We start from the raw sequence: 24,550 nt of genomic DNA, 5'->3' as shown, positions 1-24,550 counted from the left end.
GCGGTCTCCAGGCCGCGATCGGGGGATCCACGGCGGGCAATGCCCGGAGTCAAACGAACGGGCACATTGCCGACTTACGAGTTCCCGGTCCATATACCAGCCTGCCCTGCGATCATGCGCGCCGCCTTGGTGCAATATCCGGGCTAGCTTCTACACTATGGCGCGCCAGCCAGCGCGCCGCGGCCACCGCGGCCTGTCCCAACGCCAGGCCGCCGTCGTTGAGCGGGACTGCGGAGGGGATCAGCACCTCGAGGCCGGCATCCTCGAGACGTCTGGCCACGGCCTCCAACAACAGCCGGTTCTGGAACACACCTCCACCGAGTGCCACCTGGCCAAGCCCCTCGCGCCGACAGAGGTCGATCGCTGTCTCGGCAACGCATGCGGCCAACCCCTGATGGAAACGGGCAGCGATACGCCCGGCTGGCACGCCGGCGGCGAGATCCCCCAGCAGCGCCTTCCACAACGGCCCCCAGTGCAAGGTCTCCAGGCCGTTCACATGCCGGCACTCGCAGCCATAGCCGGCGCCCGCCTCGCTCTCGAACTCCGGAACGGCCAGGGCCTCCAGCTCCACAGCCGCCTGTCCCTCGTAACTGACTGCTTCACGACAGATCCCCAGGGCGGCGGCCACAGCGTCGAACAGCCGCCCGCAAGACGAGGCCGGCGGACTGTTCAGACCCCGTTCGACCATGCGATCGAGGATGGCCAGTGGTTGTTGGGCAAGGAAGTCCAGCAGTTCCAGACCGGCATGGTCGCGCCACAGCCGCTCCCGGCCCAGCGCCTGGCACAGGTGGGCATAGGTGTTGCGCCAGGGTTCGCGCATCGCCCGGTTGCCGCCCGGCAGCGGCACGGGGGCGAAACGCGCCAGGCGCCGGACCTGCAGATAGTCGCCGCAGAGAAACTCCCCGCCCCACAGCGTGCCGTCCTCACCCATGCCCAGGCCGTCCAGGATCACCCCCAGCACCGGCCCCGAGCCGGGCGCCACAGCCTCCGCGGCCAGGCTGGCCGCCAGGTGCGCATGGTGATGGGGAACCGTCTCCAGAGGCAGCCCTTGCGTCCTGGCCAGTTCCTGACCGAGACGCCTGGAGAGATAGTCCGGATGGCCGTCGACGACGATCGCCTGCGGCCGGTGTTCGAACAGCCGTCGGTAGAGATCGAGACCCTGCCTGTAATCCGCCAGGGTAGCGGCATCCTCCAGATCGCCCATATGCTGGGAGAGGATCGCCTGGCCCTCGCGGATCAGGCAGAAGCAGTTCTTCAGCTCGCCGCCCATGGCGAGCAGCGGCGGAACCCCGGCAAACCCCGCCGGCAGGTCGAGTGGCCGCGGCGCCAGGCCGCGTGCCCGGCGCAGCAGGCGCGGCCGTCCCGCCATCACCCGCAGTACCGAATCGTCCAGCCGGTTGAGGATGTCGCGGTCGTGCAGCAGCCAGGCATCGGCGATACCGCGCAGACAGTCGCGTGCCTGGTCGTTGTCGATACACTGCGGCTGCCCGCTGCGATTGCCGGAGGTCAGCACGATGGGCCGCTCCAGACTTTCCAGCAGCAGGTGATGCAGCGGCGTATAGGGCAGCATGAAACCCAGGGTAGGCTGCCCCGGCGCCAGCGACACCGCCAGACCCGTATCGGGATGGGCCTCGAGCAGGACGATGGGTGCGGCCGGATCGGCGAGCAGCCGGGCCTCCGCCGCCGACACCCGGGCATAGCGGCGCACCGCGTCCAGGTCGGGCGCCATCAGCGCCAGCGGCTTGTGCGGGCGCCGCTTGCGTTCGCGCAGCCGGCGCACCACCGCCTCGTTGCCGGCGTCGCAGGCCAGGTGGATGCCACCGATGCCCTTCACGGCAAGGATGCCGCCGTCCCGGATGCACTGCACGGCGGCGGCCAGCGGCGCATCCGCCCGCCGGCCGTCTGCATCCTCCAGCCACAGCCGCGGCCCACAGTCGGGACAGGCATTGGGCTGGGCATGAAAACGGCGGTCGGCCGGATCGCGGTACTCGGCCGCGCAGGCCGGGCAGAGCGCAAACCCGGCCATGCTGGTATTGGCCCGATCGTAGGGCAGGGCGCGGACGATCGACAGCCGCGGCCCACAGTGGGTGCAGTTGATGAAGGGGTAGCGGTAGCGGCGGTCGGCCGGATCACGCAGCTCACGCAGGCACTCGGGGCAGGTCGCCGCATCGGCGGCGATGGCGGTACGCACCTCGCCACCGCGGCTGGCAACGATATGAAATCCCCGGCCCGGTGGCGGCGCCGCCAGCGGCTGCCGTTCCAGGGCCTCGATGCGCGCCAGCGGCGGCGCCTCGGCACGCAGCCGGTCGACGAAACACTGCAGCGCAGGGGGCGTCCCCCAGGCCTCGATCCGTACCCCGGCGGCATCGTTCCAGACCCGGCCGTCGAGTCCGCAATCGGTCGCCAGTTGCCAAACCCGGGGCCGGAAACCCACCCCCTGAACGGTGCCACGCACGCGGATGCTCTCGCCCTGCCGCTGCATGGCGCCTCCCTCAGCAGATCCGCGGCAGTTGTTCGCCGGCCAGCCAGTCGACCACCCGCTGCCCGCCGAGGCAGGTCTCCATCTGCACCAACCCCGGCGGATCGGCCAGCACCCGGCCGATCTGCGCCGCCTCGCGTCCCAGGGGGTGGGCGCGCATCACGCCGAGCAGGCGTTCGGCATCCTCCGCCGCGCAGATGCAGACCAGCTTGCCTTCGTTGGCCACGTACAGCGGATCCAGGCCGAGCAGTTCGCAGGCGGCACTGACTGCCGGCCGCACCGGGATCGCCGCCTCCTGCAGCTGCATGCCGACACCCGACTGACGAGCCAGTTCGTTGAGGGTGGTGGCCAGCCCCCCGCGGGTCGGATCGCGCAGACAGCGGATGCCCGGCACCGCCGCGACCATGGCCGCCACCAGCTCATGCAGGGCCGCCGAATCGGACTGGAGGTCGGTCTCGAAGTCGAGATGCTCGCGCCGCGACATGATGGCCACGCCATGATCGCCAACGCTGCCGCTGAGCAGGATGGCATCGCCAGGCCGCGCCCGGTCGCCGCTTATCTCGACCCCGGGTGGCACCAGACCAACGCCGGTGGTGGTGATGAACATCCCATCTGCCTTGCCCCGCTCCACCACCTTGGTGTCACCGGTCGCCACCGGCACACCCGCCTCGCGTGCGGCCCGTGCCATGCTCGCCACGATGTCTTCCAGATCGGCCAGCGGCAGGCCCTCTTCGAGGATGAAACCGGCGGCGAGATACAGCGGCCGCGCCCCGGCCATGGCAATGTCGTTCAGCGTGCCGTGCACCGCCAGCGAACCGATGTCGCCGCCCGGGAAGACCAGCGGCGAGACCACGTGACCGTCGGTGCTCATCACCAGACGTCCGGCGGGCACCTCGAAGGCCGCCTGATCATTGCCCTGACGCAGCAGTGCATTGTCCAGGTGGCGCAGGAACAGGTCCTCGATCAACTCGGTCATGGCCCGCCCGCCGCTGCCGTGAACCCTCTCGACCCGCCCTCTCCGCCGCGACCCGCTCATGCGCCGGCCTCCATGTCGGGCACCTCGCGACGCGTGCGGCCATAGCTCCACCAGGCCGCACAGGCACCCTCCGAGGAGACCATGCAGGCACCCATGGGGCTGGCCGGGGTACAGACACTGCCGAACAGGCGGCAGTCGGGGGGCGACTTCAGGCCACGCAGCACGGCAGGGCATTCGCAGCCTGGCACCTCGCGCGCCTTCGCTGCGGGCAGCTCGAAGCGCCGTTCGGCATCGAAGGCGGCCCAGGCCGGGCGAATGCGCAGCGCGCTGTCCGCCAGGCGACCCAGGCCGCGCCATTCGAAATCGGCGCGCATCTCCATCACCTCGTCGACGCAGGCCTGGGCCTTGCGGTTGCCGTCACGGCTCACTGCACGGCGGTACTCGTTCTCCACCTCGTGACGTCCCTCGTTGAGCTGACGGATCAGCATCAGCACCGACTGCATCACGTCCAGGGGTTCGAAGCCGGCAATCACCAGTGGCCGGCGGTAAGCCTGAGCCAGCGGCTCGTAGGGTCGGCTGCCGATCACGGCGCTGACGTGGGCCGGGCCGAGCAGGCCGTCGATGGCCGAGTCCGGATGATCGAGGATGGCACGGATCGCGGCCGGAGTGAGCACGTGGTTGCAGAAGACGCTGAAGTTGTCCAGCCCCTCGGCCGCAGCCTGGCGAATGGCCACCGCGGTCGGCGGTGTGGTGGTCTCGAAGCCGATGGCGAAGAACACCACCTGGCGGCGTGGATTGTCACGGGCGATGGCCAGGGCGTCACGGGTGGAATAGACCATGCGCACGTCGGCACCTTCGGCGCGGGCCTGGAGCAGGCTGCGCCGAGCGCTGGCCGGCACCCGCAGCATGTCGCCATAACTGCAGAGGATCACCTCCTCCTCAGAGGCCAGATGCAACGCCAGGTCGAGGCGCGCGGCCGGCAGCACGCACACCGGGCAACCGGGGCCGTGCACGAAGCGCACGTTGTCCGGCAGCAGGTCCTGGACGCCGTGGCGGAAGATCGCGTGGGTATGGCCGCCGCAGAACTCCATCAGCCGATAGCGGCGCCCGGGACGCGCCTCGCGGCGGATGGCCGCGGCCAGGGTCTGCGCCAGCCGCCGGTCGCGGAATGCCTCGATCTGCCTCATCCCGGCTCGCCCTCCCCGAGGCCGGCCTCGGCGAACAGCGCCAGGGTCCGCTGCGCCTCGGCCTCGCTGATCCGGGCAATGGCGTAGCCGACGTGCAGCAGCACATAGTCACCGGGCCGGATGTCGTCCAGCAGGGCCAGCGAGATGGTCTTGCGCACTGCGCCCAGCGCCACAGTGGCACTGTCGGTCTCCGTCTCGATGGCCACCACTCGGGCCGGCAATGCCAGGCACATCGGGCCGCCTCACTCCGGCCAGCGGCCGAGACGGGCCAGCTCACGGCTGGCGCGCAGCCAGCGGTACCAGGCCTCCAGCCCCTCGCCGCTGCGCGCCGAGAGCCGCAGCACCCGGACCCCCGGATTGATCCGCCGCGCATGCGCGATGCAGCGGCCGACGTCGAAGTCGACATGCGGCAGCAGGTCGATCTTGTTCAGCAACAGCAGGTCGGCCTTGTGGAAGATGTCCGGGTATTTGAGCGGCTTGTCGTCCCCCTCGGTGACCGAAAGGATCACCACCCGCTGTGCCTCGCCGAGGTCGAAGGCAGCCGGGCAGACCAGGTTGCCGACGTTCTCGATGAAAAGCACGCCCTCCTCCGCCGGCTGCAGCGCCTGCAGGGCATGACCGATCATGTGCGCGTCCAGGTGACAACCCTTGCCGGTGTTGATCTGCAGGGCCGGCACGCCGCAGGCACGGATGCGTTCGGCATCGTTGCTGGTCTGCTGGTCGCCCTCGATCACCGCCAGCGGCAGCTCGCCGCCGAGATCGCCGATGCTGCGGGTCAGCAGGCTGGTCTTGCCCGAGCCGGGACTGGACAGCAGGTTGATGGCGAGGATGCCGCGTTCGGCGAAGTGGCGCCGGTTGGCGGCGGCAAACTGGTCGTTCCTGGCCAGGATGTCCTGTTCCAGACGCAGCCGGCGCGTGGCACCGGTCTGTGCCACCTCATCATGGGAAGGCTCAGGGTGAGGATGGTGGTGATGCCGGCCGTGCGTCTCGCCCTCGATCCGCACCTCGTCCTCCCCGCAGCCGCATACCGTACACATGTCTTCGCCCCCTTCCGACCTGAAACCTCTTCAGACCACTTCAAGTTCGCGGATCCGCAGCGCGTCGCCGCCGCTGACCTGCAGACGGTAACCGCCGCAGCGTGGACAGGCATCCAGCCGCCCGCGCAGATCCACCCTCGCCGCACAGGTCTCGCACCAGGCCTGGCCCGGCTGCTCGACGATCTCCAGCACCGCGTCCTCGGCCAGTGTACCCCGGCTCAGCACCTCGAAGCTGAAACGCAGCGCCTCCGACTCCACGCCCGCCAGGCAGCCGACCTCCAGCCACAGGCGGCGCACCCGGCTGAAACCCTGCAGCCGGGCATTCTCCTCCAGCAGCTGCAGCACCGATTCACAGAGCGCCATCTCGTGCATCCTCCCATGATGGCAGAGGCAGCCGATCACAGGAAGGGCGGTACTGCCAGAACCCCGGTGGCATCCCCCTGTCCATCAGGGAAGTATCCCCAAGCATCTGTCGTTGGGCGTCATTGCTCCGAGCTCTAACGGATACGGGCACGGGTGAGGGATTTCAACACACCACGATGCAACGGCTTCAACCGTGGGTGAGGCGGGCCAGGGTGCGTTCCAGGGCCTCCATCGATCCGGCCAGGACCAGCACGTCACCCGGCCTCAGCCGGGTATCCAGCTGTTCCCCCGGCAGCCGCAGACCACCCCGGCGCACATCGAGCAGACGCACGCCGTCGGCAGCCAACTGCAATTCCTGGGGTGTGCGGCCGACGGCCTGGTCATGCTCGCGCAGGGTCAGGGAACGCACCTGTTCAGGGTAGTCGCTGGCCGCTTCCAGCGATTCGTCGAAATCGTGATAGAAGGCGCGTAGCGGACTGTAGTCCTCGGCGCGGATCTCGTTGAGGCGCGTCTCGACCTCGGCGGGGGGTACACCGAGCAGGATCAGCAACTGGCCGGCAAACATCAGGCTGGCCTCCAGACCCTCGGGAAAGACTTCGGCCCCGCTGGCCAGCAGCAGCGGCTCGTCCCGGTCATGCACGCTGCGCACCAGCACCGGTAGCTCCTTCCGGATGAGGCGCACATGGGCGGCGATGCGTCGCGCCGCCTCGGCATCGTCGAAGGTGACGGCAACCGCCCGGGCCTGATCGATGCCGGCGGCCTCCAGCACGGCGGGACGGCCGGCATCGCCGAAAACCACCGGCTCGCCGGCTGCATAGGCCTGACGCACCCGCTCCGGATCGAGGTCCAGGGCCAGGGAATCGATGCCCTGTTCATCAAGGATGCGGGCCAGATTCTGGCCGACACGTCCGTAGCCACAGATGATGACGTGCGCCTCCAGGCCGGCTGCCGCATCCACAAGCTGCTGCATCGGATCTGACGGCAGGCCCCCTCCGTCTCCGCCCGCCAGGGCTGCAGCCAGGCTGCCATTGAAGCGCAGCAGCACGGGCGCCAGCGCCATGCTCAGCAGCATGGTGGCCAGGATCGGCTGGGCCAGATGCTGGGGCACGAAGTCGAGGCCGATGGCCATGCTCAGCAACAACAGGCCGAATTCACCCCCCTGGGCCAGCACCCAGCCGCTGCGCCAGGCATCCGGGCCGTGCTCGCCGAAGACCCTCGCCAGCAACGCGATCAGCGTCGCCTTGAAAACCAGAAAGCCACCCAGCAAGAGGACGAGCCAGTACCAGGAGGCAGCTGCCGCTGCCAGATCCAGCTGCATGCCAATGGTGACGAAGAACAGCCCCAGCAACAGATCACGGAAGGGCCGCACATCGGCCTCGACCTGATGGCGGAATTCGGTCTCACCCAGCAGCATCCCGGCCATGAAGGCCCCCAGCGCCGGCGACAGACCGGCCAGTTCCGAGACTCCGGCCGCGGTCAGCGCGAGCAGCAGGGCGACCAGCATGAACAGCTCCAGCGAGCGGCTGGAAGCCACCCAGTGCAGCACCGGACGCAGCATATGACGCCCGAACAGGACCAGCCCGGTGAACAGCAGGACGGCCTTGCCCAGCGCCAGCGACAGGGTGCCGGGCAACTCGCCCGGATCGCCGGCCAGGGCCGGCAGCACCACCAGAAAGGGCACCGCGGCCAGGTCCTGGAACAGCAGCACCGCGACGGCGACACGCCCGTGGGGTGCGGCGAGCTCCAGTTGTTCGCCCAGCTGCTTGAGGACGATGGCGGTGGACGACATGGCCAGGGCACCACCCACGGCAAGGGCACCGGCCGGCGGCACCCCCGCCAGCCAGGCCGCCAGCCCGAACAGCACCGACCCCAGCACCACCTCGGCCCCGCCAAGACCGACCACCAGCCGCCTCGCGGCCAGCAGCCTGGGCAGCGAGAACTCCAGACCGATGGTGAACATCAGGAAGACGACGCCCAGCTCGGCCAGGAAACGCGTCTCCGCCGAATCCGGCAACCAGTCCAGGGCATGGGGACCGGCCAGCATGCCGACCAGAAGGTAACCGAGCACCGGCGACAGATGCAGCCGCTGGCAAAGCGCCACGGCAGCGGCGCCCAGCGCCAGCATGATGAGCATGATCTCGAACAGCGAGTCGTCCATGGGCGTGTTCCAAGAAAGGGTTGCTGGCCAGCCGGGGGAAAGACGGCTGCCGCCGCCCATCATGGTGCTGACGGAGGACGGATTCAACGGCCGGGGCGGCCTTGCCGGGAGCGGCCATTGACAGCAGCAGGTGGGCCAGGCATGATTATGAGCAATCAATTGCTTTCAATCATGCCGTCAAAGGCTCCATCATGGGAAAACCCCACGCAGAGCGTCAGCAGGAGATCATCGAGGCCGCGCTGTCGTTGGCCGCCGAACAGGGCGTGCAGCGCGTCACCACCCAGGCGATCGCCGACCGCGTCGGCATCGCGCAACCCACGGTGTTCCGGCACTTCCGCTCACGGGACGCCATCTTCGCCGCCGCCATCGACTGGCTGGCCGGCCGCATGCTGCAGGCTCTCCAACCCTGCCTCGATGCCGATGCGCCGGCCGACGAACGTTTGCGGCGACTGCTGGCTACCCAGCTGGATTTCATCACCCGCCACCGGGGGCTGCCGCGGGTACTGTTCTCCGATCGGCTGCATCTCGAATCGCCGATCCTGAAGACGGCGGTGCAGCAGGTGATGCAGCGCTACACCGGACAGATCGCCGGCCTTCTTGCCGAGGGCATCGAGGAAGGCTGCTTCCGGGCCGACCTGGACACCGCGGCCGCCGCGCGCCACATCGCCGCCCTGCTGCAGGGCCTGATCATGCGCTGGTCCATATTCGATTTCGAATTCGCGCTGGAGAAGGAAGCCATGCCCCTGTGGGATTTCGTCCATCCCGCCCTGCGCGCCCCATGAACCCCGGGCGCGGCGCGTGATCCGCAACCTCGCCCGCCCCCTGTCTCAGGAGATCCTTCCATGAACAAGACCTGCCTGATCATCGTCCTGCTGCTGCTCTCCGGGCTCGCCGGCCTGGGCTACAAGTTCATCATCCATGGCAAGGTCGCGCCCTCCAGCGATGGCCGCATCGCCATCCTGCTCGAACCTGGGGAACGTGATCTGGTGCTGCGCGAGATGCGCGCTTTCCTGGAGGCGCTGCAGGGCATCAGCCAGGGCATCAGCCAGGCGGACATGGAGGCCGTGGCCAGGACGGCGCGCAAGGCGGGGCTGGCCGCCCAGGAGGGGGTGCCGGGCAATTTGATGGGCAAGCTGCCGCTGGGCTTCAAGCAACTCGGGATGGACACCCACCGCAAGTTCGACCAGCTGGCACTGGATGCCGAACAGTTCGGCGATCCCGAAACCGCCCTACAGCAGATGGCCGGGATGATGCAGAACTGCGTGGCCTGTCACGCGGCCTATCGCATCGACGCGGCGGCGGCTCCGACACCCTGAGCGGGAGCGACAGTACCGCTCATGGATACCACGCGGTTCACGGATCGAAACACTGAACCACGGAGACCACAGAGAAACACCGGGGAAAAAACCGTTCCTGAGGATCTCTGTGCCCTCAGTGGTTCAAAAAAGCAGGCCGCCTCACATCGATCACGGGCTAGACACTGCGCACCACCACCACGACGATGGCGGCGATCACCACCACCTTGACGGCAACGAAGAGGGCGATGCGCCGGCCCAGGCCGGACTTCTCCACCCCGTTCTGCAGTTCCTCGCTCATCGCCCGGCGAACTCCTCTGGCAGGGGGATGTCCAGCGGCTGCTTGATGCTCACCGCACCGCGTAGCTCACCCAACCGATAGCCGATGGCCCGGTCCTGCGGATACTGGCTGTCGAGCGCCGCCTTCACCTCGGGCGCCAGATCCTTTGGCGCACCGTGGCACATCAGACAGACCGGCTTGACGGGCATTGCCTTCATGAAACGGAAGTAGCGGACACCGCTCTCCTCGACCACCTCGCCGTGGGCCATCCTGGCAAGATCCCCGCCCTGGGCGGCACGGCGCTCGAAGTCGTTCAGCACCTGTCGCTCCCAGGCATCCGGCATGCCCAGCATGGGATTGCGCACCCGGGTCCCGACCCGGGTCACCCGCCAGCCGGTCTGGAGCGAGAAGCGACCGGCGATGGCCGGCGCCCTGTCGCGACAGACGCGGATCGCCGCCGCGGGACCGCCGCGCTTCAGCTCCGCCTTCAGGGCCCCGCCGAGTTCCTTGACCAGTTTCATGGTCACCTTCCTGGCGGCCTGCTGGCGAGCCACCAGTGAGTCGTCGGCAGACACGGCGCCAGATGCAACCAGGGCGAATGCTGCCAGCAGCAGGGAGCTGGATCGGCGTGTACGATATCCGTTCATGAGCGTCTCCTCGAAACATTACGTCGAGACCTCGGGACAAGCCCGGGTGGGAACGGCCATCCTAGTACAGGGCGTTCGCCCAGACCAGTGACCGCTTCTGCCACTCCCTCATTGCAGCAGGAAAACCCGGATCAGGAGCTACTAGCCCGATCAGGCCCCCGGATGATGGCGTGGCTGGACCCGCCGGGGATCGCGGCCTGGAGGCCGCTCCTACGGGGCATGGCGGCACAATGAGTTGTAGAAGTGGCCTCCAGGCCGCGATTGGCGTGATGTTAACAGACCCCAGGAGTCTGTCGGATTCAGGCAATCGTAGCGAGCATGGCGGGTGAGCGAGCACAAATTTTCACGATTTCGAGGCGCAGAGTGGGCCTACGCTACGAGCAATCGGGAAAATTTGGGCCGCCCTCCCATCAGCGCGGTAGATTGGCCGTAAGTCCGACAGACTCTTAGCCCGGATATTGCACCAAGGCGGCCCGCATGATCGGCGTCCAGGCTGTTCGATTGACTCCGGGGATCGCGGCCTGGAGGCCGCTCCTACGGGGCATGGCGGCACAATGTGTTGTAGGAGCGGCCTCCAGGCCGCGATTGGCGCAGTGTAGACAGACCCCTAACCCGGTAAGCTCATCTGGATTCCAGCTTCTGTCCCCGCTCGTACCAGTCCCGGCTGGAATTGACGATACGCACCACCGAGAGCATCACCGGCACCTCGACCAGCACGCCGACCACCGTGGCCAGGGCGGCCCCGGACTCGAAGCCGAACAGGCTGATGGCGGTGGCCACCGCCAGTTCGAAGAAGTTGCTGGCACCAATCAGCGCCGAGGGCGCGGCCACACAGTGCGCCACGCCGAGACGGCGGTTGAGCCAGTAAGCCAGACCGGAATTGAGATAGACCTGGATGAGGATGGGCACCGCCAGCAGGCCAATGACCAGCGGCTGGGCGATGATCTGCTCGCCCTGAAAACCGAACAGCAACACCAGGGTAGTGAGTAGCGCCGTCAGCGAGATCGGGTGCAGGCGATGGATGAGCCGGGCCAGGCGCACCACGCCATGCTCCCTGCCCAGCACCCAGCGCCGCCAGCCCTGGGCGAGCAACACCGGCACCAGGATGTACAGCCCCACCGAGAGCAGCAGGGTATCCCAGGGCACCCGGATCGAGGACAGACCGAGCAGCAGGCCGACGATGGGCGCGAACAGCACCACCATCAGCGCATCGTTCAGCGCCACCTGGGTAAGGGTGAAATGTGGCTCGCCATCGGTCAGGTGGCTCCAGACGAAGACCATGGCCGTGCAGGGGGCGGCGGCGAGCAGGATCAGGCCGGCGATGTAGCTGTCGATCTGCTCCGCCGGCAGCCAGGATGCGAACAGCCCGCGGACGAACAGCCAGCCGAGCAGCGCCATGGAGAAGGGTTTCACCGCCCAGTTCACGAACAGGGTCACGGCCACCCCGCGCCAGTGATCGCGCACATGGCGCAGGGCCGCGAAGTCGATCTTCAGCAGCATGGGGATGATCATCAGCCAGATCAGCAGCGCCACCGGCAGGTTGACCTGCGCCAGCTCCATCCGCCCCACCCACTGGAAGGGCGCCGGGAAAGCATGGCCCAGGACAATGCCGGCGACGATGCACAACGCCACCCAGAGGGTCAGATAGCGCTCGAACAGGCCCATCTCCTGGCGCCGGCGCGCGCGCTCGCGGCTGTGCTCAGTGGCCGTCATGCGCTGCCCCCTCCCTCAGCATCCCCAACTCGCCGAGCAATGCCTCGACCCGGCGGCGTATCTCATCCCGGCTGGCGCGGAACACCTGCATGACCTGCACCTCGCTGCCGCTGGCCCGGGCCGGGTCCTCCAGCGGCCAATGCCGCTTCTGCGTGCCGGGCGGCAGCGCAGGACAATGCGCATCGGCATGGCCGCAGACCGTCACCACCAGGTCTGCCCAGTCGAGCATCTCCGGTGTCAGCGGGGTGCTCTCCTGACCGGAGATATCGATGCCGGCCTCGGCCATCACAGCGATGGCGCGTGGATTCTTGCCGTGCGCCTCCAGGCCGGCAGAACGCACCTCAAGCGCATCACCGCCCAGCGTCCGCGCCCAGCCCTCGGCCATCTGCGATCGACAGGCATTGCCGGTACAGAGGAAGAGCAGTTTCATCTCGTGTCTCCTTGCTGCATCCAACCCCGGGGCCGTATCCCCAGGCCGCGCCAACATATCTGATTATGCAGATATATGTCAATTCGAATATTTACGGACAGCCGATCCCGACTTGAAAACCCCGCACCCCAGACGCACCTAGAAGGCAGCAGGAAACTTTCAGCGAGTCCAGGCACAACGACAAGGAGACACCCATCATGAGCATCGAAGTCAACGGCTTGGTCATAGAAACCGATGAACAGGGCTATCTGCTCGACCCCAATCTGTGGACTGAAGAGGTCGCGAAGAAAATTGCCGAACAGGAGGGTGTGGAGCTGACCGACACCCACTGGGGGTTGATCCGCTACTTCCGCGACTTCTACGAGATGAAACAGCGCCACCCCACCATGCATGAGCTGGTGCTGACCCAGGGCAAGCACCATGGCGAAAGTTTCCAGGATGCCGAGGCCTACCGCGACCACCTGTGGAAGCTGTTTCCCAAGGGTCCGGTGATCGAGCTCAGCAAGCTGGCCGGCCTGCCCAAACCCGAAGAGGTCGTGTCCTGAAGCAGGTGGCCGAGCCGCCACCTGCCGCTGGCCAGTTCCGGGGCGGCTGGCGTATCCTGCCGTCATGGACCGTGACCTGACCATTGGCCAACTGGCGCGCCGCGCCGGGGTGCACGTCGAGACCATCCGCTACTACCAGCGGCGCGGACTGCTGCACCAGCCACCGCGGCCGGCCGGGGGTTACCGCCGCTACAGCGCCGCCAGCGTGGCGCGCATCCAGTTCATCAGGCGTGCCCAGCAGCTCGGCTTCAGCCTGCGGGAGATCGGCGAGCTGCTGCAGCTCGGCGAGGGCCACTGCGCCGGCGTACGCGAGCGGGCGGCGGCCAAGCGGGCACAGATCCAGGACCAGATCCGCGATCTGCAGAGGCTGCAGGCCACGCTCGAGCGCCTGATCGACAGCTGTCACGAGACCCCCGGCACACCCTGCCCCATCGTCCAGGCACTGAGCACGGAAGACGAACTGCTGGGAGAAGAAGCTGGAAGCTGGAAGCTGGAAGCTAGAAGCTAGAAGCTGGGGCTGGAAGGGCAGGAGTGCCCGCCTCGATCGCGGCCTGGAGGCCGCTCCTACACATCACATCGTGCCACCCTGCCTCGTCGTAGGAGCGGCGTCCACGCCGCGATACCCCCGGGGCGGCTAGCCCGCATATTGCACGAAGGATTCGAGTTTCAGGGCAAATCTCACTAAGCAGTTTGTTCGATCGCCCGCCGAAGCATAGCTGTAGCTATGGTTCAAGGGGGATCGGGCGAAATGCGACGCCAGACTTGGTCTGAACTCGAATAGGCGCAAACTCTAACAGGGCACAATCGCTCGCAGAAGGAATTACTGCCTTGATAAATACCGGAAAAATTACGTATGCAAGGCCGCCTTCGTGCAATATGCGGGCTAGGATTCGTGCCCTTCGCGCCGGATACACCGGACCTGCGCCCGCGGGCAATGCCCGCCCTTCTGACTTCTGACTTCTGACTTCTGACTTCTGACTTCTGACTTCTGACTCCTGACTCCTGGCTTCCAGCTCCTAACTTCCATCCTCCAACCCCCTTCCCCTTGCAGCCACCCCCTGCCTAATGCAAGATAGTCGGCCATGCGACGCCTGATCAGCCATCTGCTCATCTTCTGCCTGCTGGCCACCAGCAGTGCCTGGGCGCTCGATTTCGAGGATGCAGGGCTGAGCGAACATGGTGCCTGCGTCTTCAGCCAGGATGACCCCGGTCACGATAATCCCGGCGCCGAGCCGGGCTGCAATCACCTCTGTCACGCCGGCGCCCATCTGCTGGGAGCGCTCTTGGACAACGCTGCGCCCGCTTTCGGTAGCGCCCAGCCGGCGCCGCTCAGTCGCCTGCTGTCCCTGGCCTCACGCCCCAAGGATCCACCCACACACCCGCCGCAGATCTGAGTCCTTTCCGTCGACCGCCGTGCTGCGCCCCGCGCAGTATGACCCGTGTCTCCAACAAGGACTCATTGCATGCGATACCCCCGTCTCTTCACTGCAGCCCTGCTGGGCTGCCTGCTCGGCACGCCACTCCTGGCCGCCGCCAGCGCTGATCCTCTACGCCCCCTGCGGCCGCTGGCCGAGACCCTGCTGGCAGAACACCCGGCCGTCCAGTCCGCCCGTGCCGAGCTCGAACAGGTCGAGGCCGAGGCCCGGGCCGCCGGCCGGCCGCTGTACAACCCCGAACTCGAGGTCGACTACGAGAACGCCACCGACGTCACCAAGACCCTCGGCCTCAGCCAGACCGTCGACTGGAACGGCAAGCGCCTCGCCCGCCGGCAGGCCGGCGACCAGCGGCTGCGCGCCGCCCGTGCCCGGCTGGATGCCATCCGCCAGCAGCTGCTCGGCGAGCTGCTCGGCGAGCTGGCCACCTTCGATACCGCCCGGGAAGCGGCGCGTCTCGCCCGTCACCGGGTCGAGCTGCTGAGCGCCTTCCTGCGCCTCGCCGAACAGCGCTTCGCCGCGGGTGACGTGGGCCGCGCCGATGTCGATCTGGCCCGGCTGGCCCTGTCCGAGGCACGCATGCGGGCCGCCGCGCGCAGCGCGGCCGCCCGCAGCAGTGCCGCGCGGCTCGGCGCCCTGGTGGCCCGACCGGCGAACGGCTGGCCTGGCCTGCCTTCGCTGCCCGAACGGCTCGAACAGACGGATCCCGCGCAGTTGCTGCAGCGACATCCCCGGCTGCGCCAGGCCGAGGCCGAGGCGGCGGCCGCCCGCGCCGGGGTGACCAGCGCCCAGCGCCAGCGGCGCCCCGATCCGACCCTCGCCGTGCGCGGCGGCCGCGAGGCGGACAAGCGGCTGCTTGGCCTGACCCTGTCCATTCCCCTCTATGTCCGCAACGACTACTCGGCCGAGGTGGATGCCGCGGCCGCCGCCGCAGTGCGTGCCGAACAGGCCTATCGGGACGGCTTGCGCCGCGCGCGGGCCGAACTCGAGGCCGCAGCCGAGCGCTATCGCCTGACCCGCGCCGCCCTGCGTGACTGGCAGGAACACGGCCGGCAGAGCCTGCAGGGACGGACCGAGCTGCTGCAACGGCTCTGGGAGTCCGGCGAGATCGACACCACCGACCACCTGGTGCAGTTGCAGCAGATGCTGGATACCCAGCTGGCCAGCGTGGAACTGCGCGGCGACGTCTGGCAAGCCTGGCTGGCCTGGCTGCAGGCCGCCGGCCGCATCGAACACTGGCTGGGGCTTGCGCCCCCCCTGACCCCCTGAACGGTTGCCCCACACGAATCACCCGAATCGAGAGACTTTCACCATGCCTTATTCAATCCTGTTCACGCTGTTGTTCGCGCTAGGCACCGGCACCCCGGCCCTCGCCACAGAGGATCACGACGCCCCTTCCGAGAACGGCCACGCCCATGAGGAAGCTGGCCACGAGGAAGGCGCACTGGAGATGGACGCGGCCACCCGCACCGCCCAGGGCATTGTCACCGCCCCTGCCAGGCGCCTGCCGCTGGCCGACGTCATCACCGCACCGGCCGAGGTGGTCATCAACCTCTACCGTTCGTCCCAGGTCACGCCCCGTATCGCCGCCCAGATCATGGCTCGTCATGCCAGGCTCGGCGATCGGGTGAAGCGCAGCCAGCGCCTGGTCACCCTCTCCAGCGTGGAGATGGCCGAGGCCCAGGGGCAGCTGCTGGTCGCCGACCGCGAGTGGCAAAGGGTCCGCAAGCTGGGCCGCAAGGTGGTGTCCGAACGCCGCTACATCGAGACCCAGGTGACGCGCCAGCAGGCCTACGCGCGGGTGCTGGCCTACGGCATGACCGAGGCTCAGATCAAGGCCCTGTTGCAGCAGGGCGATCCCTCGCGCGCCACCGGCGCCTTCGATCTGCTCAGTCCCCAGGAGGGCACGGTGATCAGCGACGACTTCATGGTCGGTGAGCTGGCCGAGCCGGGCGAGGTGCTGTTCGAGATCAGCGACGAATCGCTGCTCTGGGTCGAAGCCAAGCTCAATCCGGAAGACGCCACCCGGGTGGCGATCGGTGCCCCGGCCCGCATCAAGGCCGGCGACGGCGACTGGCTGGAGGGCCGGGTCGTGCAGCGGCATCACCAGTTGGACGAGACCACCCGCACCCAGTCGATCCGCATCGAGGTGGACAACCGCAGCGACCGCCTGCACCCCGGCCAGTTCGTCGAGGCCGCCATTCAGAGCGGCGAGGCCGCTCCCGTGGTGGCAGTACCGAGCAGCGCCGTGGTGCTGTTCCAGGGCAGCCCGACGGTATTCAAGCTCGAGGGCGACGAACTGCATCCGCAACCGGTGGAGACGGGCGTGACCCGCGCCGGTTACACCGAGATCACCGCCGGCCTGGCCGAGGGCGAGGAGATCGTCGTCAAGGGGGCCTTCCTGATCAAATCCCTGCTGCTGAAATCGCAGATGGGTGAAGGCCACGCGCACTAGGAGACGCATCATGCTCAATTCACTGGTCGAAGCGTCACTGCGCTACAAGTTCCTGGTCATCATCATCTTCGCCGTGGTGGCGCTGGCTGGCTGGCGGGCGGTCACCACGGTACCGATCGACGCCTTCCCGGACGTCACCCCGGTGCAGGTCAACATCTACACCGAGTCGCCGGGCCTGGCTGCCGAGGACGTGGAGCAGCTGCTCACCTTCCCCATCGAGTCCGGCATGGCCGGCCTGCCCGGGGTGAAGGAGATCCGTTCGGTGTCGCTGTTCGGACTGTCCTACGTGGCGGTCTACTTCGAGGACGACATGGACATCTACTTCACCCGCCGGCTGGTGATGGAACGGCTGCAGGAGGTCGCTGATCGCATCCCCGAGGGCTATGGCACACCGGAGATGGGACCCAACACATCCGGTCTTGGCCAGGTGTTCTGGTACACGGTCGAGAAGGCAGACGAGAAACTGGCCGGGGCGAAGGACGACATGCAGGAACTCATGGACCTGCGCACCCTGCAGGACTGGACGGTACGGCTGATCATGCGCACCGCGCCGGGCGTCGACGACGTCATGTCCTGGGGCGGCCACGAGCGCCAGTTCCAGGTGGTCATCGACCCGCTCAAGCTGGTCGAGTACAAGCTGAGCTTCCGTGACGTGATGGAGGTCATCGAGGCCAACAACCGCCAGGTGGGCGGCCAGTACATCGACCAGGGACCGGAGCAGTTCCTGGTGCGCGGCCTGGGCCTGGTGGCCGACGAGGCCGACATCGGCCGCATGGTGGTCAAGGTCGAGGACGGCACGCCGGTGTTCCTGCGCGACGTGGCCACCATCGAGCAGGCGCCGGCGCTGCGCTTCGGCGCGGTGACCCGCGACGGCAAGGAGGTGGTGCTGGGCATGGCGCTGTCGCGCATCGGCGAGAATGCCAAGAACGTGGTCGATGCGGTCAAGGACAAGGTCGGCATCATCCAGTCGGCGCTGCCCGAGGACGTGGTGATACGCCCGGTCTACGAACGCACCGACCTGGTGGAGAAGGCGGTCAACACCGCGGTCAAGGCACTGGTCGAGGGCTCCATCCTGGTGGCCATCGTGCTGTTCCTGTTCCTCGGCGAGCTGCGCTCGGCCATCGTGGTCATCGCCGCCCTGCCGCTGGCCATGCTGATCGCCTTCATCATGATGGGCCAGACCGGCCTGTCGGCCAACCTGATGTCGCTGGCCGGCCTGGCCATCGGTATCGGCATGATGGTCGACGGCGCCGTGGTGATGACCGAAAACGCCTTCCGCATCATGGCCGAATGGCGCGAGCGTGGCGAACCGGTGAATCGCACCGCGGCGGTGCTGACCGCGGCACGCGAGGTGGCCAGCCCGATCGCCTTCGCCATCATCATCATCATCGTGGTGTTCCTGCCGCTGTTCTCGCTGGAGGGCCTGGAGGGCAAGCTGTTCAAGCCGATGGCCTTCAACATCAGTTTCGCCATGGCCGGCTCGCTGATCCTGACGCTGACCATCATCCCGGTGCTGGCGGCGCTGATCCTCAAGCCCAAGGAGGAGCGCGACACCTGGCTGGTGGCAGCCATCAAGCGCTTCTACCTGCCGCTGCTGAACTGGTCGCTGGCGCGCAAGAAGACCGTGGTGACGGCTGCCCTGGCCCTGCTGGTAGGCAGCCTGGCGCTGTTCCCACTGCTCGGCAAGGAGTTCATGCCGCAGTTGCAGGAAGGCTCCATCATGTGGCGGGTGACCTCCATCCCCTCCACCTCGCTGGACGAGTCGATCAAGATTTCCAAGAAGATCGAAAACGCCCTGTCGCAGTACCCGGAGGTCAATACCACGGTGGCCATGATCGGCCGGGCCGAGAAAGGCGAGACGGCGGACGTCAACTACATGGAGATCTATACCGAGCTCAAGCCGCATGAGGAATGGGGTTCGGACCGCAGCATCGAGCAGCTCGCCGACGACATGCGCGAGACGCTGGAAGAAGTGGTGCCGACGGCGGTCATCGCCTTCACCCAGCCTATCCAGATGCGCGTCGAGGAGCTGATCTCCGGCGTGCGCGCCACGCTGGCCGCCAAGCTCTACGGCGAGGACCTGGCCGAACTGGACCGGCTCAGCCAGAGAATCAAGAACATCGTCGCCAAGGTGCCGGGCGTGGCCGACCTGTCGCTGGAGGCCAACCTCGGCAAGCCGCAGATCCGCATCAAGGTCAACCGCGAGAGCCTGGCCCGCTATGGCCTCAATGCCGACGAGGTGCTGACCGTGGTGCGCACCGGCATCGGCAACGAACCGGTCTCGACCCTGATCGACGGCGTCAAGCGCTTCGACATCACGGTGCGGCTGACCGACAGCGCCAAGGCCAGCGTGGAGGATATCCGTGACATTCCCTTGCGCAGCGCCAGCGGCGCCATCGTGCCGCTGCACCGGGTGGCCGACATCTCGGTGGCCGAGGGCTATTCCTTCGTGCGCCGCGAGCAACTGCAGCGCTATGCGGTGATCCAGATGGACGTGCGTGGCCGCGACGTGGACGGCTTCGTGCAGGAGGCCAACGCCCTGTTGGAGCAGGAACTGGACCTGCCGCCCGGCTACTGGATCGAGTGGGGCGGTGCCTTCGAGAACCAGCAGCGGGCGCTGAAGCGGCTGTCGATCATCGTGCCGGCGACCATCTTCTTCATCTTCGTACTGCTGTACACGGCCTTCAACTCGGTGAAATATGCGACCCTGATCATCGCCAACGTGCCCTTCGCCACCATCGGCGGGCTGGTGGCGCTGTTCATCAGCGGCCAGTACCTGTCGGTGCCCTCGGCGATCGGCTTCATCGCCGTGTTCGGCGTGGCCATGCTGAACGGCATCGTGCTGGTCAGCTTCATCAACGAGCTGCGCGAGAAGGGGCTGAGTGTTGGCGAAGCGGTACGCAAGGGCGCAGAACTGAGGCTGCGGCCGGTGCTGATGACAGCCAGCGTCGCCATCCTCGGCCTGATCCCCATGCTGCTGTCCTCGGGCGTGGGCGCCGAGACGCAGCGGCCGCTGGCCTCGGTGGTGGTCGGCGGGCTGATCACCTCCACCCTGCTGACCCTGGTATTGCTGCCGGTGATCTACGAGTGGATCGAGACACGAAGGAAAGGATAGCCACGGAAATACACGGAAGACACGGAAGACACGGACAACAATATCCCTGTTTCCGTGTTTTCCGTGGCCATGCGAAACTCTATAGAGAGAAGCCGATATGAAAGAGATCAAGGCCTTCATCCACCGTAATCGGGTGGCGGACATCATCCATGCGCTCAACAGTGCACAGCTGTGCGGTAACAACTGCAACCTGTCGGTGACCGACGTCAAGGGAACCCTGCAGGCACTGGACAATCAGGAACGTGCCTATTCGCTGGAACTGGGCGAGGCGATCATCACCGAGGTGAAGCTGGAACTGGTGCTACCCGACGAACAGGTCGATGAAGCGGTGGCAGTGATCCGCGAACATGGCCGTACCGGTCAGCCACGGGCCGGCTGGGTGTTCGTCAACGACATCGGGCAGGCCTGGCCCATCGACGGCGGCTGAACACGGCATATTCAGTTGCCGGGTCAATAGTTGCCGGGTTACTAAGACAAACGATAACAAAGCCTCATTCAGAGCTTGCCAGGCGCCCCGGATCAAGGCGTGCTCCGCAGGGAATGGCCCGCCCTTGCCAAGGGGCACAACGCAGAGCCGGGGCGCCTGGCAAGCTCCCTGCGGGCGGGCCTCTGGACGGCCATCCGCAACGTTGCAATGGCTTGACAGGGAATCACCCTGCCGGCGCCATTGCGCCTTGCGGGCTGATCGACCAGAGACCCGCTGAATGAGGCTTTGTTATCGTTTGTCTTAGTAATAACACCCGTCACATTGGGAGAGCCGCCTTGATGCGCGCCATCAATGGTTGAACGATAGGCGATGAGGAGCATTTGATGTCCTGCGGTTGCGGTCACCAAGACTATGAGGGTTCCTGGTGGGGCTTCCCACCGCTGCGCAACGCGCTGATCGCGGGCGGCATCGCCCTGCCGGCCTGGCTGCTGGCGCTGGCCGGCCAGATCGGCACACCGCTGGAGAACGCACTGTACTGGCTGGCCATCCCGATCGGCGCCTGGTACTGGGCGCGCGAAGGCATCGAGGCGCTGGCCGAGGAACACGAGGTCGGCATCTCCTTGCTGATGATCGCAGCCACGGTCGGTTCCGGCATCCTCGGCCTGTGGGAGGAGGCTGCTGCGCTGGTGGTTCTGTATGGCGCCGCCGAGGGCATCGAGGAGTTCACCTTTGCGCGTACCCGTACCGCCATCCGCGCCCTGCTGGATCTGGCACCGAAGGAGGCCCGCCTGCTGCGCGACGGCGCCGAGGTGGTGGTGCCGGCGGCAGATCTCAGGCCCGGTGACCGCTTCCTGGTGCGGCCGGGCGAGGCGCTGGCCACCGACGGTGTGATCATCGAGGGCGAGTCCAGTCTCGACGAATCGCCAGTGACCGGCGAGTCGCTACCGGTCGACAAGGGGCCGGGCGATGCCGTGTTCGCCGCCAGCATCAATGGCCAGGGCGCGCTGGTCGTGGAGGTGAGCGCCGGCTTCGAGGACAACACCCTGGCCAAGATCATCCACCTGGTGGAAGAGGCGCAGGAACAGAAGGGCCGCGCCCAGGCCTGGATGGAACGCTTCGGCCGGCGCTACAGTCCGGCGGTGTTGGGCAGCGCCGCCCTGCTGCTGGTGCTGCCCTGGCTGGCCGGCGGGGATCCCGTCTTCTGGGCGCAACGTGCCGTAGTGCTGCTGGTGGCGGCTGCCCCCTGCGCCCTGGTCATCTCCCTGCCCATCACCATGGCGGCCGGCATCAGCGGCGCCGGACAGCGCGGCATCCTGATAAAGGGCGGCGCCCATCTCGAGCACCTGGGCACGATCCACACCATCGCCTTCGACAAGACCGGCACCCTGACCCATGGCCGGCCACAGGTGATGGACCTGCTTCCACTAGGGGTTACCGAGACCGAGCTGCTGGCGCGCGCCGCGGCTGTCGAGCTGGCCTCCGAGCACCCCCTGGCACGCGCCGTGGTCGAGCGTGCCCGCGCCGAGGGGGTGGACATCCCGTCCTCCAGCGGATTTTCCGCGCTCACCAGCGCCGGCGCCCGCGCGGACATCGAAGGAGAGACCTGGCACATCGGCAAGCCGACCCTGTTCCGTGAACTCGATATCGACCTCACGGCACTGGAGCCGCAGATACAGGCCTTCGAGGCCGAGGGCAAGACGGTCGTCCTGGTCGGCAGCGGCACGCGGGTCATCGGTCTGATCACCTTGCAGGACAGGCTGCGCGACAATGTGCGCGAGGTGATCGACGGCCTGCACCGGCTGGGACTGCGCACCGTGATGCTGACCGGCGACAACGCCGGCACGGCGCGGCGCATCGCGGCCGAGGCCGGCATCGACGACATCCGCGCCAACCTCAAGCCGGACGACAAGGTGGCGGCCGTGCAGGAACTGCTGCGCGACGGCCCGGTGCTGATGGTCGGCGACGGTGTCAACGACGCGCCGGCGCTGGCAGCCGCCACCTGCGGTGTGGCCATGGGCGCGGCCGGCACCGATGCGGCCATCGAGGCGGCAGACATCGCGCTGATGGCCGACGATCTCGCCAAGCTCGAAGAGGCCCTGCGCCTGGGTCGTCAGGCACGTCGGGTCAGCCGGCAGAACATCGTCTTCGCCGTCACTGTGCTGCTGGTGCTGATCCCGGCCGGGGTCGGCGGCCTGATCAGCATCGCCACCGCCGTGCTGGTCCACGAGGCTAGCGAACTGCTGGCGGTTGCCAATGGCCTGCGCGCCACCCATCCACCCGCTGCCTGAACCCTTCCCTCGCAGCCGCTTGACTTCCTTTCCAGATCGCGCCTACTATCAACCATGGCCCGCATATAAGGGTTTAATAAATAACTAAATAATTAGATTATTATTAATGGCAGGCTGAACCTTCTCCAGGGATCGATCACCCTCCGCGGCTCGCGGCCGGGGGCGCAGTATGCGAGCAGGCTGCGCCTCGGAAGGCGGGGACTCAGCGCATGCCGGCCATGATGAGGGAATGGCCTTGAGGGGTAGTGCAACGATTCGATCCTGGAACAGGAGAACGGTCACCGGTTGGCTGCTCAGCCTGCTGCTCGCCTTCACCTCGACCAGTTACGCCATCGACCGTTTCCAGCCCGATTTCTGCCAACAACCGGCCAAGGCTGCCGGCCATCACCCCCCGGCCGATGCCCCGCTCCCCGATCACCACCAGACGGAACACCCCGCGCCGGAAAAGGGCTGCGATGACGGTGATTTCTGCCCTCTGTGCAAGGCAATCTTCGGCCATCATCTCACCGCCCTGCCAATGGTGATCGCCCTGCTGCAGGACGATCTCGCTGACGGCGCCCCGGTTTCGAGCCTGCCCGCGATCCGCAACCACGCAATACCTCCCCCCTCGCCACCACCTCGCTGCATCTCCCGCTTCGTCAAAGGCTAGGACCCTGAAACAACGACGCCCGCCACCCGCGGTCACGCCGGTCGATACCGCGTGCCTGAGGGGAGCGGCATCCAAAAGAACCACGCACATGACGTGTGGAGTGAGGAGAGCACTATGAAACGACGCGATTTTCTGAAGGCCAGCCTGGGGGGCTCGGCCTTTGCATTCACCGGCCTGACCCTGTTGCCACAGCGCCAGGCCCTGGCCGCCACCCTCGACGTGCAACTGATCGCCGAGGTCACCAGCAAGACCCTGGTCGACGGCAACAGCGTCCCCGTCTGGCAATTCCGGGATCCGAACGGCAGCGGCCCCGGGGTCCTGGGCTCAGGCCTGGTGGTCAAGGAGGGTGACACCGTCAACATCACCCTGAGCAACAACCTGGACCGGGCGATCAACTTCGTCATCCCCGGCGTGCTCAGCGGCACGGCGGCGGTCGCCCCCGGCAGCTCGCGCAGCTACAGTTTCACCGCTCCGGCCGCAGGCAGCTATTTCTACACCGACGATGTCAATGGCGAGATCGGACGGGCCATGGGCCTGGCTGGCCCGCTGGTGGTCATGCCGGCCGACGGCTCCAACAGCCTGTACAGCGGCGGCCCTGCCTTCGACCGCCAGTATACGCTGGTGCTGCACGAGATGGACGACCGGCTCAATGCCGCAGTCGGCAACGGCGGCAGCTACGACATGGCCAACTACGAGCCCAACTACTACTTCGTCAACGGCCTCAGCTACCCCAACACGGCCAGCGACAGTGACACCCTGGTGGCCATGAACGTCGGGGAGAACGTGGCCATCCGCTTCATCAATACCGGCTGCATCAGCTATCCACAGCATTTCCACGGTTATCACGTCAAGGTCATCAGCCGCAACCGGGTGCTGGAGACGACGGTGATCGACAAGGACACCACCCAGGTCGAACGCGGCATGTGCACCGACGTCATCCTGCCGGTCGCCCAGCCCGGCGCCTACCCGCTGCACACTCACTACGTGCCGGGCGTCACCGCCAATGGGGTCTACGTCTATCCCTACGGCGGCGCGCTGATCGTGCTGGCGGCATCCTGAACGACTGACCACAG

Annotated in this window: 23 protein-coding genes; 11 read left to right on the top strand and 12 right to left on the bottom strand. The window is 67.0% G+C overall.

Annotated features, from left to right (window positions below; all coding sequences use genetic code 11):
• Positions 1–112: 112 nt before the first annotated feature.
• The 7 genes from hypF to QVG61_RS04645 form a co-directional block, all read right to left on the bottom strand.
• A complete protein-coding gene (gene hypF / locus QVG61_RS04675; RefSeq protein ID WP_289932181.1) occupies positions 113–2,482 on the bottom strand; it encodes a carbamoyltransferase HypF in 2,370 nt (789 codons plus the stop codon).
• A 10-nt stretch (positions 2,483–2,492) separates the two neighbouring features.
• A complete protein-coding gene (gene hypE / locus QVG61_RS04670) occupies positions 2,493–3,515 on the bottom strand; it encodes a hydrogenase expression/formation protein HypE (protein WP_289932180.1) in 1,023 nt (340 codons plus the stop codon).
• Entirely contained in the window at positions 3,512–4,642 is a 1,131-nt protein-coding gene (hypD, locus tag QVG61_RS04665) for a hydrogenase formation protein HypD (RefSeq protein WP_289932179.1), read from the bottom strand. The genes hypE and hypD overlap by 4 nt, the downstream gene beginning before the upstream one ends.
• On the bottom strand, positions 4,639–4,875 hold the full coding sequence (locus QVG61_RS04660; RefSeq protein WP_289932178.1) for a HypC/HybG/HupF family hydrogenase formation chaperone: 237 nt from the start codon (positions 4,873–4,875) through the stop codon (positions 4,639–4,641). Before QVG61_RS04660 ends, hypD begins: the two co-directional genes overlap by 4 nt.
• Positions 4,876–4,884: 9 nt before the next feature.
• Positions 4,885–5,679: a hydrogenase nickel incorporation protein HypB gene (gene hypB, locus QVG61_RS04655; RefSeq protein ID WP_289932177.1), complete on the bottom strand. Its 795-nt coding sequence runs from the start codon at positions 5,677–5,679 to the stop codon at positions 4,885–4,887.
• Between the two features lie 30 nt (positions 5,680–5,709).
• On the bottom strand, positions 5,710–6,051 hold the full coding sequence (hypA, locus tag QVG61_RS04650) for a hydrogenase maturation nickel metallochaperone HypA (RefSeq protein ID WP_289932176.1): 342 nt from the start codon (positions 6,049–6,051) through the stop codon (positions 5,710–5,712).
• Between the two features lie 178 nt (positions 6,052–6,229).
• Positions 6,230–8,200 carry a cation:proton antiporter gene (locus tag QVG61_RS04645; protein WP_289932174.1) on the bottom strand — a complete coding sequence of 657 codons (1,971 nt, stop codon included), beginning with the start codon at positions 8,198–8,200 and terminating at the stop codon, positions 6,230–6,232.
• 191 nt (positions 8,201–8,391) lie between these two features.
• On the opposite strand from QVG61_RS04645, the gene QVG61_RS04640 reads away from it, so the two are divergent.
• Positions 8,392–8,982 carry a TetR/AcrR family transcriptional regulator gene (locus tag QVG61_RS04640; RefSeq protein ID WP_289932173.1) on the top strand — a complete coding sequence of 197 codons (591 nt, stop codon included), beginning with the start codon at positions 8,392–8,394 and terminating at the stop codon, positions 8,980–8,982.
• Positions 8,983–9,042: 60 nt separating this feature from the next.
• Positions 9,043–9,516, top strand: coding sequence for a hypothetical protein (locus QVG61_RS04635; protein WP_289932172.1), 474 nt, complete (start codon positions 9,043–9,045; stop codon positions 9,514–9,516).
• Between the two features lie 157 nt (positions 9,517–9,673).
• On the opposite strand, the gene QVG61_RS04630 is transcribed toward QVG61_RS04635, so the two are convergent.
• From QVG61_RS04630 to arsC, 4 genes are all read right to left on the bottom strand, one after another.
• On the bottom strand, positions 9,674–9,796 hold the full coding sequence (locus QVG61_RS04630) for a hypothetical protein (RefSeq protein ID WP_289932171.1): 123 nt from the start codon (positions 9,794–9,796) through the stop codon (positions 9,674–9,676).
• On the bottom strand, positions 9,793–10,422 hold the full coding sequence (locus QVG61_RS04625) for a DUF3365 domain-containing protein (RefSeq protein WP_289932170.1): 630 nt from the start codon (positions 10,420–10,422) through the stop codon (positions 9,793–9,795). Before QVG61_RS04625 ends, QVG61_RS04630 begins: the two co-directional genes overlap by 4 nt.
• 621 nt (positions 10,423–11,043) lie before the next feature.
• A complete protein-coding gene (arsB, locus tag QVG61_RS04620) occupies positions 11,044–12,087 on the bottom strand; it encodes an ACR3 family arsenite efflux transporter (RefSeq protein WP_354671205.1) in 1,044 nt (347 codons plus the stop codon).
• A gap of 34 nt (positions 12,088–12,121) precedes the next feature.
• Positions 12,122–12,565 (bottom strand): arsenate reductase (thioredoxin), encoded by a 444-nt coding sequence (arsC, locus tag QVG61_RS04615; protein ID WP_289932168.1) that lies wholly within the window; start codon positions 12,563–12,565, stop codon positions 12,122–12,124.
• A 197-nt stretch (positions 12,566–12,762) separates the two neighbouring features.
• Between arsC and QVG61_RS04610 the strand changes: the two genes are divergently transcribed.
• The 8 genes from QVG61_RS04610 to QVG61_RS04575 all read left to right on the top strand — a co-directional run bounded on the left by QVG61_RS04610 (position 12,763) and on the right by QVG61_RS04575 (position 22,828).
• Complete coding sequence (locus QVG61_RS04610; protein ID WP_289932167.1) at positions 12,763–13,110, top strand: TusE/DsrC/DsvC family sulfur relay protein; 348 nt, start codon at positions 12,763–12,765, stop codon at positions 13,108–13,110.
• 64 nt (positions 13,111–13,174) lie between these two features.
• Positions 13,175–13,618 carry a MerR family transcriptional regulator gene (locus tag QVG61_RS04605; protein ID WP_289932166.1) on the top strand — a complete coding sequence of 148 codons (444 nt, stop codon included), beginning with the start codon at positions 13,175–13,177 and terminating at the stop codon, positions 13,616–13,618.
• A 574-nt stretch (positions 13,619–14,192) separates the two neighbouring features.
• Positions 14,193–14,504, top strand: a complete 312-nt coding sequence (locus QVG61_RS04600; RefSeq protein ID WP_289932165.1) for a hypothetical protein — start codon at positions 14,193–14,195, stop codon at positions 14,502–14,504.
• 69 nt (positions 14,505–14,573) lie between these two features.
• Positions 14,574–15,812: a TolC family protein gene (locus QVG61_RS04595; RefSeq protein ID WP_289932164.1), complete on the top strand. Its 1,239-nt coding sequence runs from the start codon at positions 14,574–14,576 to the stop codon at positions 15,810–15,812.
• 43 nt (positions 15,813–15,855) lie between these two features.
• Complete coding sequence (locus QVG61_RS04590) at positions 15,856–16,998, top strand: efflux RND transporter periplasmic adaptor subunit (protein WP_289932163.1); 1,143 nt, start codon at positions 15,856–15,858, stop codon at positions 16,996–16,998.
• Positions 16,999–17,008: 10 nt separating this feature from the next.
• Entirely contained in the window at positions 17,009–20,113 is a 3,105-nt protein-coding gene (locus QVG61_RS04585) for a CusA/CzcA family heavy metal efflux RND transporter (RefSeq protein WP_289932162.1), read from the top strand.
• Between the two features lie 97 nt (positions 20,114–20,210).
• Complete coding sequence (locus QVG61_RS04580; RefSeq protein ID WP_289932161.1) at positions 20,211–20,540, top strand: P-II family nitrogen regulator; 330 nt, start codon at positions 20,211–20,213, stop codon at positions 20,538–20,540.
• A gap of 383 nt (positions 20,541–20,923) precedes the next feature.
• Positions 20,924–22,828, top strand: coding sequence for a heavy metal translocating P-type ATPase (locus QVG61_RS04575; protein WP_289932160.1), 1,905 nt, complete (start codon positions 20,924–20,926; stop codon positions 22,826–22,828).
• Between the two features lie 202 nt (positions 22,829–23,030).
• Here QVG61_RS04575 and QVG61_RS04570 read toward each other — a convergent pair whose 3' ends face one another.
• Positions 23,031–23,420 (bottom strand): hypothetical protein, encoded by a 390-nt coding sequence (locus QVG61_RS04570; RefSeq protein ID WP_289932159.1) that lies wholly within the window; start codon positions 23,418–23,420, stop codon positions 23,031–23,033.
• A 171-nt stretch (positions 23,421–23,591) separates the two neighbouring features.
• Here QVG61_RS04570 and QVG61_RS04565 point away from each other — a divergent pair, with 171 nt between their 5' ends.
• Positions 23,592–24,536: a multicopper oxidase domain-containing protein gene (locus QVG61_RS04565; RefSeq protein WP_289932157.1), complete on the top strand. Its 945-nt coding sequence runs from the start codon at positions 23,592–23,594 to the stop codon at positions 24,534–24,536.
• The last annotated feature ends 14 nt before the right edge of the window (positions 24,537–24,550 follow it).

The sequence above is a fragment of the Thiohalobacter sp. IOR34 genome, assembly GCF_030406045.1.
Classification (GTDB): Bacteria; Pseudomonadota; Gammaproteobacteria; order Thiohalobacterales; family Thiohalobacteraceae.
This window is presented reverse-complemented; position numbering and strand designations above follow the sequence as displayed.